The 15,774-nt window shown below is 66.2% G+C and carries 20 protein-coding genes; 10 read left to right on the top strand and 10 right to left on the bottom strand.

Features of this window, described 5'->3' with window-relative positions:
• Positions 1-4 precede the first annotated feature (4 nt).
• Positions 5-1,216: a PQQ-binding-like beta-propeller repeat protein gene (locus GGC64_RS06945; protein ID WP_192721674.1), complete on the top strand. Its 1,212-nt coding sequence runs from the start codon at positions 5-7 to the stop codon at positions 1,214-1,216.
• Here the strand turns inward: GGC64_RS06945 and GGC64_RS06950 are convergent.
• The gene (locus tag GGC64_RS06950) at positions 1,176-1,586 is read right to left on the bottom strand and encodes a MerR family transcriptional regulator (RefSeq protein ID WP_192721675.1); all 411 of its coding nucleotides are present in this window, start codon (positions 1,584-1,586) and stop codon (positions 1,176-1,178) included. The two genes, GGC64_RS06945 and GGC64_RS06950, sit on opposite strands and share 41 nt — an antisense overlap.
• 47 nt (positions 1,587-1,633) lie before the next feature.
• On the opposite strand from GGC64_RS06950, the gene GGC64_RS06955 reads away from it, so the two are divergent.
• Positions 1,634-2,581: an MBL fold metallo-hydrolase gene (locus GGC64_RS06955; protein ID WP_192721676.1), complete on the top strand. Its 948-nt coding sequence runs from the start codon at positions 1,634-1,636 to the stop codon at positions 2,579-2,581.
• Here the strand turns inward: GGC64_RS06955 and GGC64_RS06960 are convergent.
• Both GGC64_RS06960 and GGC64_RS06965 read right to left on the bottom strand, forming a co-directional pair.
• Entirely contained in the window at positions 2,556-3,293 is a 738-nt protein-coding gene (locus tag GGC64_RS06960) for an SDR family NAD(P)-dependent oxidoreductase (protein WP_192721677.1), read from the bottom strand. The genes GGC64_RS06955 and GGC64_RS06960 overlap by 26 nt on opposite strands.
• Positions 3,294-3,337: 44 nt before the next feature.
• Entirely contained in the window at positions 3,338-4,141 is an 804-nt protein-coding gene (locus tag GGC64_RS06965; protein WP_192721678.1) for a ParA family protein, read from the bottom strand.
• A 50-nt stretch (positions 4,142-4,191) separates the two neighbouring features.
• Here GGC64_RS06965 and GGC64_RS06970 point away from each other — a divergent pair, with 50 nt between their 5' ends.
• The 3 genes from GGC64_RS06970 to GGC64_RS06980 are packed head-to-tail and all read left to right on the top strand — an operon-like array spanning position 4,192 to position 6,373.
• Positions 4,192-4,803, top strand: a complete 612-nt coding sequence (locus GGC64_RS06970; RefSeq protein ID WP_192721679.1) for an acid phosphatase — start codon at positions 4,192-4,194, stop codon at positions 4,801-4,803.
• Entirely contained in the window at positions 4,800-5,897 is a 1,098-nt protein-coding gene (locus tag GGC64_RS06975) for an isochorismate synthase (protein WP_192721680.1), read from the top strand. The genes GGC64_RS06970 and GGC64_RS06975 overlap by 4 nt, the downstream gene beginning before the upstream one ends.
• Positions 5,894-6,373, top strand: coding sequence for a GNAT family N-acetyltransferase (locus GGC64_RS06980; RefSeq protein WP_192721681.1), 480 nt, complete (start codon positions 5,894-5,896; stop codon positions 6,371-6,373). The genes GGC64_RS06975 and GGC64_RS06980 overlap by 4 nt, the downstream gene beginning before the upstream one ends.
• On the opposite strand, the gene GGC64_RS06985 is transcribed toward GGC64_RS06980, so the two are convergent.
• On the bottom strand, positions 6,328-6,753 hold the full coding sequence (locus GGC64_RS06985; protein WP_192721682.1) for a hypothetical protein: 426 nt from the start codon (positions 6,751-6,753) through the stop codon (positions 6,328-6,330). The two genes, GGC64_RS06980 and GGC64_RS06985, sit on opposite strands and share 46 nt — an antisense overlap.
• Positions 6,754-6,792: 39 nt before the next feature.
• On the opposite strand from GGC64_RS06985, the gene GGC64_RS06990 reads away from it, so the two are divergent.
• Entirely contained in the window at positions 6,793-7,758 is a 966-nt protein-coding gene (locus GGC64_RS06990) for a diacylglycerol kinase family protein (RefSeq protein ID WP_192721683.1), read from the top strand.
• Positions 7,759-7,998: 240 nt separating this feature from the next.
• Positions 7,999-8,253: a transcriptional regulator WhiB1 gene (gene whiB1 / locus GGC64_RS06995; protein ID WP_015305418.1), complete on the top strand. Its 255-nt coding sequence runs from the start codon at positions 7,999-8,001 to the stop codon at positions 8,251-8,253.
• Positions 8,254-8,396: 143 nt separating this feature from the next.
• Here whiB1 and GGC64_RS07000 read toward each other — a convergent pair whose 3' ends face one another.
• Together GGC64_RS07000 and GGC64_RS07005 are read right to left on the bottom strand one after the other, a co-directional pair.
• Positions 8,397-9,893: a sensor histidine kinase gene (locus GGC64_RS07000; RefSeq protein ID WP_192721684.1), complete on the bottom strand. Its 1,497-nt coding sequence runs from the start codon at positions 9,891-9,893 to the stop codon at positions 8,397-8,399.
• A gap of 38 nt (positions 9,894-9,931) precedes the next feature.
• Complete coding sequence (locus GGC64_RS07005; protein WP_006245864.1) at positions 9,932-10,147, bottom strand: biotin/lipoyl-binding carrier protein; 216 nt, start codon at positions 10,145-10,147, stop codon at positions 9,932-9,934.
• Between the two features lie 125 nt (positions 10,148-10,272).
• On the opposite strand from GGC64_RS07005, the gene GGC64_RS35245 reads away from it, so the two are divergent.
• The gene (locus GGC64_RS35245) at positions 10,273-10,368 is read left to right on the top strand and encodes a 50S ribosomal protein bL37 (protein ID WP_006245863.1); all 96 of its coding nucleotides are present in this window, start codon (positions 10,273-10,275) and stop codon (positions 10,366-10,368) included.
• On the opposite strand, the gene rsrA is transcribed toward GGC64_RS35245, so the two are convergent.
• Positions 10,365-10,670 (bottom strand): mycothiol system anti-sigma-R factor, encoded by a 306-nt coding sequence (gene rsrA, locus GGC64_RS07010; RefSeq protein WP_192721685.1) that lies wholly within the window; start codon positions 10,668-10,670, stop codon positions 10,365-10,367. The two genes, GGC64_RS35245 and rsrA, sit on opposite strands and share 4 nt — an antisense overlap.
• Positions 10,667-11,356, bottom strand: a complete 690-nt coding sequence (locus GGC64_RS07015) for a sigma-70 family RNA polymerase sigma factor (protein ID WP_225951554.1) — start codon at positions 11,354-11,356, stop codon at positions 10,667-10,669. The genes rsrA and GGC64_RS07015 overlap by 4 nt, the downstream gene beginning before the upstream one ends.
• Positions 11,357-11,553: 197 nt before the next feature.
• Between GGC64_RS07015 and GGC64_RS07020 the strand changes: the two genes are divergently transcribed.
• Together GGC64_RS07020 and GGC64_RS07025 are read left to right on the top strand one after the other, a co-directional pair.
• On the top strand, positions 11,554-12,054 hold the full coding sequence (locus GGC64_RS07020; RefSeq protein WP_192721686.1) for an aminoacyl-tRNA deacylase: 501 nt from the start codon (positions 11,554-11,556) through the stop codon (positions 12,052-12,054).
• Between the two features lie 102 nt (positions 12,055-12,156).
• Positions 12,157-13,005, top strand: a complete 849-nt coding sequence (locus GGC64_RS07025; protein ID WP_192721687.1) for an NAD(P)-dependent oxidoreductase — start codon at positions 12,157-12,159, stop codon at positions 13,003-13,005.
• Here the strand turns inward: GGC64_RS07025 and GGC64_RS07030 are convergent.
• Together GGC64_RS07030 and GGC64_RS07035 are read right to left on the bottom strand one after the other, a co-directional pair.
• Entirely contained in the window at positions 13,002-14,165 is a 1,164-nt protein-coding gene (locus GGC64_RS07030) for an NDMA-dependent alcohol dehydrogenase (protein ID WP_192721688.1), read from the bottom strand. The two genes, GGC64_RS07025 and GGC64_RS07030, sit on opposite strands and share 4 nt — an antisense overlap.
• A complete protein-coding gene (locus tag GGC64_RS07035; protein ID WP_192721689.1) occupies positions 14,162-15,709 on the bottom strand; it encodes an aldehyde dehydrogenase family protein in 1,548 nt (515 codons plus the stop codon). Before GGC64_RS07035 ends, GGC64_RS07030 begins: the two co-directional genes overlap by 4 nt.
• Positions 15,710-15,774: the final 65 nt, after the last annotated feature.

Consider the following 15,774-nt stretch of genomic DNA (forward strand, 5'->3'; position numbering starts at 1 on the left):
ACGGATGGTCAAACCCGAACGCCGCACCAAGGCTGACCTGGTGGCGGCCGCGGTGATCGCCGCAGTGGTCGTCATCGTCGCCGCTCTGATCTGGTGGACCAGCGATGCCAGGGCCACGATCAGCAGGCCCGCTGCGACGCCCGCACCGACCCTGCCGTCGGCGAAGGCGGTGCCCACCGGGCTGCGGCAACTGTGGACGGCTTCGAGCCCGAAGACCACTACGCCGTTGGTGGTCGGCGGCAATGTCATCACCGGCGACGGCCGCGAGGTCGACGGCCGTGATCCGGCCACCGGGAACGCGCGGTGGACCTATGCGCGTGACCTCGAACTGTGTGGCGTCACCTACGTATACAACTACGCGGTCGCGGTGTATCCGGACGTCCGCGGCTGCGGGCAGGTCAGCACGATCGACGCGAAGACCGGCCAGCGTGGACCGAGTCGCACCGCCTACGCCGACCCAGAGGTGAAGCTGTCCTCCGACGGCACCGTGGTGCTCGCGGCCGGCGACAGCCGCTTGGAGCTGTGGCGCTCCGACATGGTCCGGATGCTGTCGTATGGCGCGCTCGACGCTCGGATCAAGCCGAGCGTGCCTGCGTCGACGATCTGCCGGCTGGTGTCGGCCGAGTCGAGTTCGACGGCGGTTTCGGTGCTGGAGGCCTGCCCGAAGCAGACCGATCTGCGGCTGACGCTGCTGCGGCCCGCGGACGAAGAAGACACACCCGACCTGAAATACGTGCCGCAGCCCGGCGTCGCCGACGGCTCGGGTGCGCGCGTGGTCGCGGTGTCTGACACCACGACCGCGGTCTACGTGCCAACACCGAAGCCGACGGTCAACATCGTCGACGAGACCGGTGCTACCGTCGCCAGCACACTGGTGGCCAAACCGCCGTCGCCGAACGCGGTGATGTCCCGTGCGGGCGACCTGATCACGTGGTGGACCGGCGACACCGTAATGGTGTTCTCCGCCAACGGACTTCACTACCGCTACAGCGTCAGCGCGGCGGGCAGCAACATCCCGCTCGGCCCCGCGACGATGATGGCCGGCCGATTGCTGGTTCCTGTCACCGGCGGCTATGACGTATTCGATCCCGCCACGGGAGCCGGCGTCGAACACATTCCGGTGCAACGCCCGCCGAGTTCGGCAGCGGTGGTACCGGCGGTGGCGGGGTCGACGATCATCGAGCAGCGCGGCGACCAGCTGGTCGCGCTGGGTTAGTCAGCGCCGAGCACTCCGGGCACTCGGAAATCACCGGGTGCTCGCAATGCGCGATGTGTTCGAGGAACTTGTCGGCACGCCGAAGGTTCGAAACCTGTTGGGCGATCTGGGCACGCTTGCTCTCGATCAGCGCGATCCTGCGTCCACGGTCGCGCCTGGCGAGTTCCTTGATCTCCGCCAGCGACAGCCCCGCCTGCTGACAGATCTGGATCATCCGGGCCTGACCGATCGTCTGGTCGTCGTAGGCGCGGTGCCCCGACGAGAGCCTGCGCGGCCGCAGCAGACCGACATCCTCCCAGTGCCGCAACACGTGGGTGGCGACCGCGAGCGTGGCCGCCGCGTCGCCGATCCGCTGGCCGTTGTCGGTCACGATTTCCCCTTTACTTCAGGTCGACCTGAAGTTCTAGCGTGGCATACATGTCGAGTCCAGTCAGATCCCCGTCCTTGGCCGCCTGCTGCGGCGCGTTCCTCGGCGTCGGGATGGGCATGCTTCGCCCGCGCCGCGCCGACGCCCGGTTCCTTGCCTCGTTACCCGATACCGGCCTGCCGAATGCCGCTGTGACAGTATCGGTTTCGCCGCTGCGCCAGGTGCCGCGCTCGGTTCCGACCGCATTGATCGTGGAGGGCCGAAGGCAGCCGAGGCGCATCGAGAATGCGCTGACCTCCTTCGTCGTGACTCATCCGTCGGCAAGGTTCATCGTGGACCCCGGTGTCTGCGTCAACGTTTCAGAGCGTGCCGTCGTGCAACTTCCCTCGGTGCTGCGCGCGGCGGTCCGACCGGGGGCCGACGTCGTCCCGACAGTGTCCGCGCTTGTGGAGCAGGGCTACGCGGCGTCGGACATCGATTTCGCGCTGCCGACGCACGCGCACTGGGACCACGTCTGCGGTCTCCTCGACCTCCCGGGCCTGCCCATCCACCTGCACCACGTCGAACACGCTTGGGTGACAACCGGATCCGTGGCTCCTGTGGGTGGAGTTCGCGATGCTCTGGAAGGCCGCACCACGGTCGAATACGACCTCGACGGTCCACCTGTGCTGACGTTCACCCGCAGCCACGACGTGTTCGGCGACGGCTCAGTCGTCATCGTCGACCTCGCGGGACACACTCCCGGCAGCGTCGGCGTGCTACTGCACACCGCGGCCGGTCCCGTACTGCTTGCCGGCGACGCCGCGTGGCACACCTACCAGATCGACGACATCCGCCAGAAGTCCAGCTATCCCGGAGGACTCGCGGACGAAGACCGCGACGAGGCGTTCCGCACGCTGCACCGGCTGCACGCCGTCAGGGATCGCGTGACGGTGGTACCGACGCACGATCCCAGCGCCACCAATCGGCTGATCAGCCCGAATTCGCTTGTGCCTTAGCTAATTCGGCCGCTGCCAATGCGGCGTACTGTCGCTCGAGCGCCTTGGCAGGCCCGCTGCGCCAGCCCTGCGCCATCGACACCGACATCGCATCGGGGAAGATGTCCTCTTCGCCGTTCTCCACACCGTCGAAGATGGCGCGCGCGACGGACTCTGGCGAAGCCTTCGGCGCCTCGAGGCCCCGCGTCATGTCGGTGTCCACGATTCCCGTCAGGACCGCATGAACGGTTATACCCCTGTCCGCCAACAATGTTCGCTGCGACTGCGTCAGCGAGAACGCTGCGGCCTTCGACACCGAGTAGGCGGGAATGAGCGGTAACGGAGCCAGCGCATTCACCGAGAGGTTGTTGACGACGGAGCCGCGTGAATTGCTCAGCAGGGGAAGGAAAGCCTGCGTGACCCGGTAGGTGCCGAACAGGTTGACGTCCAGGTGATGTTGCAGTGCGGCCTGGTCGCTGAGGTCGTCATAGTCGGCGATGCCTGCGTTGTTGACCAGAACATCGAGCGAGCCGATCTGCGCGACCGCCCGCTGGATCTGCTCCTCATCGGTCACATCCAGTTGCACCGGTACGGCATTGGAGTTGGGCACCGGCTTGCGGGTGCCGACATAGACCTTTCTCGCGCCCCTTCTCAGCGCGTCCTCGACGAGCGCGCGGCCGATGCCGCGGTTGCCTCCGGTGATCAGAACTGTCTTGTCCACGATTGTTGTCATGGCAATTCAGATACGCCGCAGGACGCGGATTCATCGGTGCCCGGTTACATCTCCGGGGTGAAGGTCGCCAGCGCCTTGCCGTTCTTCCAATGCTTGAGCAGCGCGCCTGCCAGTTCGCGGTACGCGAGCGCGCCTTTGTTCTTCCTGCCAGCCAACACCGAGCACCCCGACGCGCTGGCCTCGGCGAACCGCACGGTGCGCGGGATCGGCGGGGCGAGCACCGGCAGGTCGTAGCGGTCGGCGACGTCGAGCAGCACGTCGCGGCTGTGGGTCGTGCGCGAGTCGTAGAGCGTCGGCAGCGCGCCGAGCAGCTTGAGGTCGGAGTTGGTGATCTGCTGCACGTCGGTGATCGTGCGCAGGAACTGCCCGACGCCGCGGTGCGCCAACGTCTCGCACTGCAGCGGGACGATCACGTCGTCGGCAGCGGTCAGCCCGTTGAGAGTCAGCACACCCAGCGACGGCGGGCAGTCGATGATCACCACGTCGTAGGTGCCGCCGACCTTGGCCAGCGCCCGCTTGAGCGCATACTCGCGGCCGGCCCGCATCAACAGCATCGCCTCGGCTCCGGCGAGGTCGATATTGGCGGGCAGCAGCGTCATGCCCTCCGACGTGTCGACCAGTGCGGCGTCGGGTTCGACCTCGCCGAGCAGCACCTCATGGATCGACACGGCCAGCTTGTCGGGGTCCTGGCCCAGGGAGAACGTCAAACATCCCTGGGGATCCAGGTCGACGAGCAATACCCGTCTGCCCTTCTCCTCCATCGCCGCGCCCAACGACGCAACCGTCGTCGTTTTGGCGACCCCACCCTTTTGATTGGCGACCGCAAGTACCCGCGTCACGGTGTTCATCGTTGCACGGGTACCCACGCAGCAGCCGACGTGCGGCAGAATCAGTCCGCGTGGGCCTCGTGCAGCATCGGCTGTTTCTGCTTCGCCATGGCGAGACGGAGTGGTCGAAGTCAGGTCAGCACACCAGCAGGACCGAACTCGACCTGACCGAGACGGGCCGCGAACAGGCCAAGCTGACCGCCGACGCGCTTTCGGTGCTCACCCTCGACAACCCGCTGGTCGTCTCCAGCCCTCGACAGCGGGCGTTGGTCACCGCCGAACTGGCCGGCCTGAAAGTCGACGAGGTGTCTCCGCTGCTGTCGGAATGGGACTACGGCGACTACGAAGGCTTGACCACCAAGCAGATCCAGGAGAAGGTGCCCGACTGGCTGGTCTGGACGCACGGCTGCCCCGGCGGAGAGAGCCTGCAGCAGGTCAGTGAACGGGCCGACAAGGCGATCGCGTATGCGTTGGAGCAGATGGAGTCGCGCGACGTGCTGTTCGTCGGGCATGGCCATTTCTCCCGCGCCGTGCTGACGCGGTGGGTGGAGCTTCAGATCTCCGAGGGGATCAGGTTCGCGATGGTGGCCGCGTCGATCGCGGTGTGCGGCTTCGAACACGGTGTGCGCCAGATCAGCGCGCTAGGACTGACGGGCCACCGCCACCCGTGCCTGCCGGCGTGACCCGCGAACCGGCCTTCGTGCTCGCGGGGCGCACCGGCGTGGTGGTCGCCGAGGGTGTGCACACCGCCTTTCCCCGGATTGCCGAAGCCAGAGCCGCGCTTGCCTCGCACAGCACACCAATCATCTTGGGCGCCTTGCCTTTTGACTTGACCAAGCCTGCGGCGCTGATCCGTCCGCAGGCGGTGCAGTTCACCGACGCGCTGCCCGACTGGCCACTACGCGAGCTGCCGACGGTACGTATCGCGCAGGCGATGCCCGATCCCGAGGAGCACCGCGCGCGCATCGGCGCGGCGCTGCGCCGACTGCAGGATCCCGCCAGCGGCCTGCACAAGGTGGTGTTGGCCAGGGCGTTGCGGCTGGTCGCCGACGGGCCACTGGATGCCCGCACCATCGTGCACCGACTGGTGGCCAACGACGCGGCAGCCAACGCGTATCTGGTCGACCTCACCGCCGCGGGCGGCGGATACTCGGGCGCCGCGCTGGTCGGCGCCAGCCCGGAACTACTCGTCGCGCGGCGCGGTGACCAGGTGACCTGCCGCCCGTTCGCGGGCTCGGCGCCGCGACTGCCCGATCCCGAGGCCGACGAGGCCAGCGGCGCGGCCCTTGCCGCTTCGGCCAAGGATCGTCACGAACACCAACTCGTTGTCGACGCGATGCGCGAGGCCCTCGAACCGTTCTGCGTCGATCTCCAGATCGCCCCGACACCGCAGCTGAGCAAGACCGCGGCGGTCTGGCACCTCTACACCCCCATCACCGGCACGCTGCGCGAAAAATCCACCACCTCATTGGATTTGGCGATAGCGCTGCACCCCACGCCCGCCGTCGGCGGAGTGCCCGCGTCGGCGGCGGCCGAATTGATCAACGAGCTCGAGGGCGACCGCGGCTTCTACGCCGGTGCGGTCGGCTGGTGCGACCAGCGCGGTGACGGCCGCTGGCTGGTGTCCATCCGGTGCGCGCAACTGTCGGCGGATCGGCGGACCGCCGACGCGCACTCGGGCGGCGGCATCGTCGCCGAATCCGATCCCGACGACGAAGTCGCGGAAACCACAACAAAATTCAACACGATCTTGTCGGCCCTTGGAGTACAGCCTTGACTGAAATCATCCGACCGGTGCAGCCCGGCGACGAGTCCGAACTGACCGCGATGATCCACGAACTGGCAGAGTTCGAGCGCGCCAGCGCGGACTGCACGGTTACCGAAAGTCAGTTGCGGGAAGCCCTTTTCGCCGATCACCCGACGGTATACGGGCACATCGCAGAGGTCGACGGTCAGGCCGCCGCCGGTGCGCTGTGGTTTCGCAACTTCTCCACCTGGGACGGCGTTGCGGGTGTCTATCTCGAAGACCTCTTCGTGCGCCCGCAGTTCCGCCGCCGCGGACTGGCCCGAAAGATGTTGTCCACGTTGGCCAAAGTCTGCGTCGACGGCGGATACACGCGGCTGTCGTGGGCCGTGCTGGACTGGAACGTCAATGCGATCGCGCTCTACGACGCCGTCGGGGGGCGGCCGCAGACCGAGTGGATCACCTACCGGGTGTCGGGCCCGGAGTTGTCGGCGCTGGCCGGATCCTGAGCACCCAGCCACTGCAGCGTCGACGGCGCGAACAAAAGCCCGAGCGTGGCCAGCGCGACGACACCGACCGGGATGGCATAAACCCAACGCTGTGAGCCGACGCCCATGTACCACGCCACGGGCAACAGCAGCAGCTGGGCAAACACCGCAATGCCGCGGCCCCACCGGCGGCCGGTCCACAACGCCCATCCTGCGGCCAGCACCCCGGCGCCCATGATGACGAACCAGGCGGCCGTGCCGTACCCGCTGAGCCACGGCTGATCCCGAACACCCCCGAGGTGACGCACCACCAGCACCGCTGCGACGCCGACCAGCGCGGCGCCCTCGAGCGCGACGGCGACGGCTGCCTGCCGAACAGTGGATGGCGAGGGAACGATCACGGAGTCGAGCCTAGAGGCTGGCGGATAGGCTCGGACCCCGTGCGCGCCGTGCTGATCGTCAACCCCAATGCGACCTCGACCACGCCTGCCGGCCGCGACCTGCTGGCCCACGCGCTGGAGAGCCGCGTGAAGCTGACCGTCGCCCACACCGATCATCGGGGTCATGCCATCGAGATCGGCCGTGACGCGGCGCGCGAGGGCGTCGACGTGCTGATCGTGCACGGCGGCGACGGCACGGTGAACGAGGTCGTCAACGGGATTCTCGGCGAGGTCGGCCCTGGCGGGCCCGCTCCCGCGGTCGGGATCGTTCCCGGCGGCTCGGCCAACGTCTTCGCCCGTGCGCTCGGCATCAGCCCGGACCCGCTCGAGGCGACCAACCAGCTCGTCGACCTGCTTTCGGCCTACAAGCGGCGCAAGACCTGGCGCCGCATCGGGTTGATGGACTGCGGTGAGCGCTGGTGCGTGTTCACCGCCGGTATGGGCGTGGACGGCGACGTCGTGGCTGCCGTGGAGGCCCAGCGGGACAAGGGCCGCAAGGTGACCGCTTCGCGCTACATCCGGGTCGCGGTCAGGGAGATGCTCTCCAGCGCCCGCGAGGAACCGTCGTTGACACTGCATCTGCCTGGCGTCGACCCCGTCCCCGGTGTGCACTTCGCGTTCGTGTCCAACTCGAGCCCGTGGACGTACGCGAACACGCGACCGGTCTGGACGAATCCGGCGACCACGTTCGAGACCGGCCTCGGCCTGTTCGCGATCACCAGCATGAACGTCTGGGCCAATTTGAGGCTGGTGCGACAGATGGTGTCCAAGAGACCACGGCTGGAAGCCGAGCACTTGATCCGCCACGACGACCTGCCGTGGGTGCGGGTGACGAGCGACACGCCGGTGGCGTGTCAGATCGACGGCGACTATCTGGGTCCGAGGCGGTCGATGACGTTCACAGCGGTTCCCGACGCGCTGGGCGTGGTTGCACCGCCCGCGAAACAAGCGCCTGACCAGCGTTGATGGATTTCGCCCCTCCGATTGAGGGCGCAGATTGGTTGAGTGTAGTACAAACGAGTGGGGGTTCTGCTAACGACCCTCGTTAGTGAGATTACCCACTTGTTAACTCACGAGTATTGACATCTGTTCAGCCTGTGAAAGCATCGGATGCAACAGTGCAGAAACATTTCAAGTGCACGCGTTAACAGCCGAAGAAAATAGCTCGTGCGCCCTGCTGCGCACACAGTAAGGAGATTGGGACCTATGGATTGGCGCCACAAGGCTGTCTGTCGCGACGAAGATCCGGAGCTGTTCTTCCCCGTGGGGAACAGTGGCCCGGCGCTCGCGCAGATCGCTGACGCGAAGCTTGTCTGTAACCGCTGCCCGGTGACCACGGAGTGCCTCACCTGGGCATTGGATTCGGGCCAGGACGCCGGCGTGTGGGGTGGAATGAGCGAGGACGAGCGGCGTGCGCTCAAGCGGCGCAACGCTCGCACCAAGGCCCGCAGCGGGGTCTGACCGCCACCAGCGATTCGAATTTGGCTACGGCCCCGGCAAATCTTGTCGGGGCCGTAACTATGTGCAAATGCAATTTAATGAGAATTACGTCACACAACGACAATTTGCCAAAACGCATCACAAATTGTGACATTGCTGTGGAGTTACTGCGCTAGTCGCGCCTTGCGCCCGATCGGTACCCGCAGCACCACGTCCGTCCCGCCCGTCGGCACATCATGCATGCCCAGCGAACCGTCCAGTTCGGCTGATACGAGCGTGCGCACGATCTGCAGACCGAGCCGATCGGACTTCTCCAGACTGAAGCCGTCGGGCAGGCCCCTGCCGTCGTCGTGCACGACCACATCCAGCCAGCGCGCTGAGCGCTCCGCCCGGATCGTCACACAGCCCTGTTGCTTGCTGCCGTCGAAAGCGTGCTCGATGGCGTTTTGCACGAGCTCGGTGATCACCATGATCAGCGCAGTGGCGCGATCGGCGTCGAGCACACCAAGGTCGCCGACGCGGTTGATGCGGATCGGAGCGTCCGTATTGTCCGGCGCCGCAACGTCATTCATGATCGGCAGGATCCGGTCGATGACCTCGTCGAGGTTGACTTCCTCATCGACCGACATCGAAAGCGCGTCGTGCACGAGCGCGATTGACGAAACCCGCCTGACGGATTCGATCAACGCTTCGCGACCCTCGGCATTGTTGGTGCGCCTGGCCTGAAGCCGCAACAGCGCCGCGACGGTCTGCAGGTTGTTCTTCACGCGATGGTGGATCTCGCGGATGGTGGCGTCTTTGGACAGCAGTGCACGGTCGCGGCGCTTCACCTCGGTCACGTCGCGAATCAGCACCGCGGCGCCAACGGCCTTGCCGTGCACCACCAATGGCAGCGTGCGCAGCAGCACCGCCGCTCCGCCTGCGTCGACCTCCATCCGCATGCTCGACCCGCCGGCCAGTGAGTCGCGGACATGGTTGGCCAGCTCCTGCGCCTCGAAGGGATCGCCGATCAACGGCCGCGTCACTGCGACGAGGTTGTGGCCCTCGAGTTCGGCGGCCAGGCCCATTCGGTGATAGGCCGAGATCGCGTTCGGGCTGGCGAAGGTGACGACGCCCGCCTCGTCGAGTCGGATGAATCCGTCGCCGACGCGCGGGCTCGAGCGTGACATCGCGAGGTCGCCGACGTTGGGGAAGGTGCCCTCGGACAGCATCAACAGCAGATCGCCTGCGCAGTCAAGGTAGGCGCTCTCCAGCGGACTCGCGTTGCGCGATCCCAGCGCCGTCTGATGCGTCAGGACTGCCACCACATCGTTGCCATACCGAACCGGCACTGCCTCCACCTTGAGGCCGCCCGAATCCTGTTGGCCCGCACCGTTTTCCCGGCCGATCGCACCGGACAGGAATGCAGACGTCACCAACGGCATCTTGTCGGCGTGTTTCACGGTGCCCACCGCATCGGCCAGCAGCACCGTCGGCGCCGTGTTCGGACGAACCTGCGCGACGCACACCACCACCCCGTCGTCGCGGCGCACCCACATCAGGTAGTCGGCGAACGACAGGTCGGCCAGCAGCTGCCACTCGCCGACCAGCGCGTGCAGATGGTCGACGGCATTGCCGGGAAGAATCGTGTGCTCGGCGAGCAGATCACCGAGAGTGGACATCGGGGCTTACTCCGGCGCCGGGGCTAAAAGAGCGCGCGTCAGCTGATCACCGCGATGAGGTCGCCGGCCTGGATGACATCGCCAACGGACACACTCACCTTGCTGACGGTGCCCGCTACTTCGGCCAGCACCGGAATCTCCATCTTCATCGACTCCAGCAGCACCAGGGTGTCGCCCTCACCGATCTGGTCGCCCTCGTGAACCACAACCTCGAGCACACTGGCTACGATCTCGGCGCGAACATCCTCGGCCATCTTCACCCCTTTCGGCTGCTCCATGCCGCTCTATCGAACCACAACGGCACGGTTCGGGTGCTGCGGCAGGCCATGAGACAATGGACGCAAGTTCAGCAAGCCTTCAACAAAACGGGAGAATCATCATGGCCAAGCGTGGCCGCAAGAAGCGCGACCGCAAACACTCAAAGGCCAACCACGGAAAGCGGCCGAACGCCGGTTCGAAATCGGTGGGGCGCTAGCCGCGCCGGATGATCGTGGTGCGGCTGATCTCGACCCGCAGCCGCTCACGTAGCCCTTCGGGCGCCTTCTCACCGCTGCACTTCTTCGCAATCAAAGTTTTGACCCGCTCCTCTACGCCGTAATAGCGCAGGCACGTCGGGCACTCTTCTAGATGATGCCGGAGCTTGTCGCGGGTTTCTGCGGTGCATTCGCCGTCCAGCAGCGTCCAGACCTCCGCGATCACCGCCGCACATTCGGGGTGCTCGGGGTCTACCGGGCCGACCGGCGGGGACCAGCGTTCTTCGGCATTACGGTCGCTCATGACGACACCTCCTCGGGTGTGTCGAGCTGCTGTCCGCGGATGAAGCCCCGGTCCCGTGCCACGTCTGCCAACAACTCGCGCAGTTGGCGCCTGCCTCGGTGCAACCGGGACATCACAGTCCCAATCGGCGTGTCCATGATCTCGGCGATCTCCTTGTACGGGAAGCCTTCGACGTCGGCGTAATACACCGCCATCCGGAACTCCTCAGGCAGCGCCTGCAGAGCCTCCTTGATCTCGCTGTCCGGCAGTGCCTCCAGCGCCTCCACCTCCGCCGAGCGCAGGCCGGTCGAGGAGTGCTCCGCGTTGGCAGCCAGCTGCCAGTCGGTGATCTCCTCGGTCGGATACTCGGACGGCTGCCGCTGCTTCTTGCGGTAGCTGTTGATGTAGGTGTTGGTCAGGATCCGGTACAGCCACGCCTTCAGATTGGTGCCCTCGCGGAACGAGCGGAAGCCGGCGTAGGCCTTCACCATGGTTTCCTGCAGCAAGTCCTCGGCATCCGCCGGATTGCGCGTCATGCGCAGCGCACCGCCGTAGAGCTGGTCGAGCAGCGGAATCGCATCGCGCTCGAACCGCGCCGTGAGCTCGGCGTCGGTCTCTTCCGGTTTGTCGGGCACCGGCGCGGGCGCCGAATCGGGCACCGGCGTTTCCGGCGCCGTGTCCGGCGCCTGCCCGTCGATGTCGGTCATTGTGGGGAACACCGTCCCTTCCGTTGCGGTGCCGCCAAACAGGCCCGGCACGTCGACCGGACGGTCCAGGCATGTGGCAGGCACCAAAGACCCCTTCCTTGATCCTAGAGGCTGCAACGGACATGACCCCTTTGCGGGCCGAACTGCATGCAATAACAGCGCGGACGGACGCGATTGTTCCCGCATACGCTGAGCCGGTGGCGCGTGCGGCAACTCCGGCGGTCGCGGCCTTGTTAGCCGCGCAAATTCCTCACCAGGTGCTTCAGTACCACCACGACCCCCGGACCGATTCGTTCGGCGAGGAGGCGGTCGAAGCGCTCGCAGGAGCGGTGGAGGGCAACAACGGGATCGTGCCGGAGCAGGTGTTCAAGACGCTTGTCATCGCGCTGCCCAAGGGTCTGGCCGTCGCGGTGATTCCCGTGCCGTCGAAGTTGTCGTTGAAGGCCGCCGCGGCGGCGCTGGGTGTGCCCAAGGCGACGATGGCCGAGCGGGCGGCCGCCGAACGATCGACCGGCTACGTGATCGGCGGGATCTCACCGTTCGGGCAGCGCAAGCGGTTGCCGACCGTCGTCGATGCGTCGGCGCTGGATTGGGACGAGGTGTTGTGCAGCGCGGGTAAGCGCGGCTGGGACGTCGCGCTGCATCCGCAGGACCTGATCGCGCTGACGAACGCGGTCACCGCCGACATCTGCGCCTGACGCTGTGCCGAACGTGGGTTACCGTCACGCTTTCTGGGGCGGGGACGTGTATTAATCCCACACTCGCACCGTCGGTTGGCACACGCCGCCTAGGGTGACCCCATGTCGCTTTCGCAGAAGACCATGTTCATCTCCGGCGCCAGTCGTGGCATCGGGCTGGCGATCGCCAAGCGGGCGGCCGCCGACGGCGCCAACATCGCGCTGATCGCCAAGACCGCCGAGCCGCACCCGAAGCTTCCCGGCACGGTGTACACCGCGGCCAAGGAACTGGAGGAAGCAGGCGGGCAGGCGTTGCCGATCGTCGGCGACATCCGCGACGAGGAATCTGTCGCGGCGGCGGTCACGCAGACCGTCGAGCAGTTCGGCGGCATCGACATCTGCGTCAACAACGCCTCGGCGATCAACCTCGGCTCCATCAAAGAGGTTCCGCTCAAGCGCTTCGACTTGATGAACGGCATCCAGGTCCGCGGCACCTACACCGTGTCGCAGGCCTGCATTCCCCACATGATCGGCCGTGACAACCCGCACATCCTGACGCTGTCGCCGCCGGTCCGGCTGGAGCCCGAATGGCTCAAGCCCACCGCGTACATGATGGCCAAGTACGGAATGTCGTTGTGCGCGTTGGCGATGGCCGAGGAACTGCGCGAGGACGGCATTGCGTCGAACACCCTGTGGCCGCGCACGCTGGTGGCCACCGCCGCAGTGCAGAACTTGCTCGGCGGCGACGAGGCGATGGGCCGGGCGCGCAAGCCCGACGTGTACGCCGACGCGGCGTACGCGATCCTCAACAAGCCGGCCCGCGAGTACACCGGTAACGCCCTGCTGTGTGAGGACGTGCTGCTCGAATCCGGCGTGACCGACCTCTCGGTCTACGACTGCATCCCCGGTTCCGAACTGGGCGTGGACCTGTGGGTCGACACCCCGAACCCGCCCGGATACAAAGCACCTTAGTCGAATTCGATGATTCCGCGGATGTTGCGTCCTTCGCGCATGTCCCGGATGGCGTCGTTGATCTGGTCGAGCTTGTAGCGCTTGGTGATCAGCTCGTCGAGCTTGAGATGACCGTTGCGGTACATGTCCAACAGCATGGGCATGCTCGCGCGCGGGTTCATGCCGCCGTAGATCAGCCCTTTGAGCGTCTTGCAGCTCTGCAGCATGTCCACGAGCAGCATCGGCACCATACTGAATTCGAACTTCGGGACACCGGTGATCAGGCAGGTACCGCCCTTACCGGTCAACATCAAGGCCGGGGCCAGCATGTCCGCTGTGACCACGCTGGGCGTCAGCACCACGCGGTCGGCCATCACCCCACGAGTCAATTCCTTTACCTGCGGGATGGCCTCCTCCATCGACGGACTGGTGTCGGTCGCGCCGAAGAATTTCGCCGAATCACGCTTGAATTCAACGGGATCCACCGCGATCACCAGGTTTGCGCCCGCGGCGCGGGCCCCCTGCACGGCGTTGATTCCCACACCTCCCGTGCCGACTACGACAACGGTATCGCCGGGTTTGGTTCCCACGCCGACCGTGCCGGAACCCCACCCTGTCGTCACCCCGCAGGACACCAGCGATGCCGCTTCGAGCGGAGTCGACTCGTCGAGCTTGATCACCGATTCCTCTGCGAGGACGGCGTATTCGGCGAATGTGCCGAGCTGGCAGAAGGCCATCAGATCCTGGTCGCCGATGTGACGCCGCACGGTGTTGTCGGTGACCATTTCCCTGGCCAGCATGCTGGCGCCGTTGTCGCAGAGATAGGTCATCCCCGACACGCACCATCGACATGCGCCGCACGCGGCGATGAATGACAGGCCCACGTGGTCTCCCGGCTGCACGGACCGCACACCGGGACCGACCGCCTCGACGACGCCGGCACCTTCATGGCCTCCGAGCGCCGGGAAGTAGTCCGGCGTGGGCATGCCCATCGCCTCCATCATCGCCGTCATGTCTGGAGTGGGCACCATGTCTCCGGTGCTGAAGTGATCGTCGGAATGACAGATTCCCGCGACGGACATCTTCACCAATACCTCACCGTCGCGCGGCGGGTCGAGGGTGATCTCCGTGACGTCCCAGTCATGCCCGACTCCCCGCATCACCGCGCCCTGACACTTCATCGCGCACCTCCCCGCGGTTTGACGCCGAGCCGTCGCAAACCGTGAGCCGCGCTCGCGCGCATCAGACCCAGCCCGAATCGGAACTTCCTGCGCGAATACGGGTACCACAGTGGCTCATTGGCCTGCGTCGGCATTCGCGGCGTTGTAATCGCTTGGACGCGACAGTATTTCAGGATTCCTTCGGCTCCGCCGTTGCGTGCCCCGATCCCCGAGTCCTTCCAGCCCGGCATCGGCACCGCGAACTGGAACCCGTTGGCCATCGCGTCGTTGATGTTGACGGCACCCGCCTCGATCCGGCGCGCAACCCGTTCACCGCGGGCGGCATCGCTGGTCCACACCGTGGCCGAAAGGCCGTAGCGCGAATCGTTGGCCAGCCGGACCGCCTCGTCCTCGTCGGCCACCTTCACCACCGGCAGTGTGGGTCCGAACGTCTCTTCTCTCATGCACGACATCGATTGGTCGACGTCGGCCAGCACCGTCGGCTCGAAGAACGTTCCGACTCCAGTCGGCTTGCCGCCGGTGGTTATCCGCGCTCCCCCGGCGACCGCTTCGTCGACGTGGCGCGCGACGATGTCGCGTTGCGCGGCGGTGGCCATCGCTCCCACGTCGAAGCGGTACCTGTTGTCGTCCTGACCCTGGCGCAGCTGGCTCACCTTGTCGGTGAGCTTGGCGACGAATTCGTCGTATATCGGCGCCTCGACGTAAACCCGTTCGATCGACACGCATACCTGACCGGAGTTCGTCATCCCGCCCCACGCGATGCCGTTGGCGGCGCGCTCGAGGTCGGCGTCGGCCAATACCACCGCGGGATCCTTGCCGCCCAACTCGAGGCTGTAAGGGATCAACCGCTCGGCACACGCCACCGCGACCTTGCGGCCAGTGGCCGTCGAGCCGGTGAAGTGGACGTAGTCGGAGTTGGCGATCACGGCGGCGCCGGTTTCGGCGTAGCCGGTGGTCAGCGCGAGCACCGGCGGCGCGCCGATTTCGGCCCAGCCGCGGGCGAATTCGACCGCGCTCAGCGGCGTCACCTCCGAGGGCTTGAGTAGCAGGCCGGCCCCTGCGGCCAGCGCGGCGACGCCATCGAGTGCGGCGTTTGCGAACGGAAAATTCCACGGGATGATCAACCCGACGACAGGGTAAGGCCGGTAGGCGGTGGTCAACCGCTTGGTCTTCATCAGAATGTTGTGTGGCTTCGGATGGCGGTCGCGCAGGAAGGCCTCCGCGTTGCCGGCCCAATAGTCCAGCAGTCCCGCGGTCAGGGGCGCCTCGAGCGAAGCGTCCGCCCGCACCTTGCCGGTCTCCGATTGCACGACATCCGTGAGATGTTCGGCGTTGTCGAGGACCCAGTCCTGGAACTTCAGTAGCCATGTCTTTCGGCCCCTGGCGCCGAGTGCCTCCCACTCCGGCTGGTACAGCCGAAGCTCGCGAGCCTTGGCTGCGACGGTGTCTGCCGAATCGTTGGGTACTTCCCCGACGACGCTGCCGTCGGCTGGATTGCGCACCTCAATCGTGTTTCGGCGGGTGTCTGGCTGGATCGCGGTCATACAGGGGCCCCCATTTCGCGGCGCAGCGGGATGTGCGCCGTGTGGTCAGAATCCCATCGGCCGCA

The organism is Mycobacterium sp. OAS707 (assembly GCF_014873705.1).
Lineage (GTDB): Bacteria > Actinomycetota > Actinomycetes > Mycobacteriales > Mycobacteriaceae > Mycobacterium.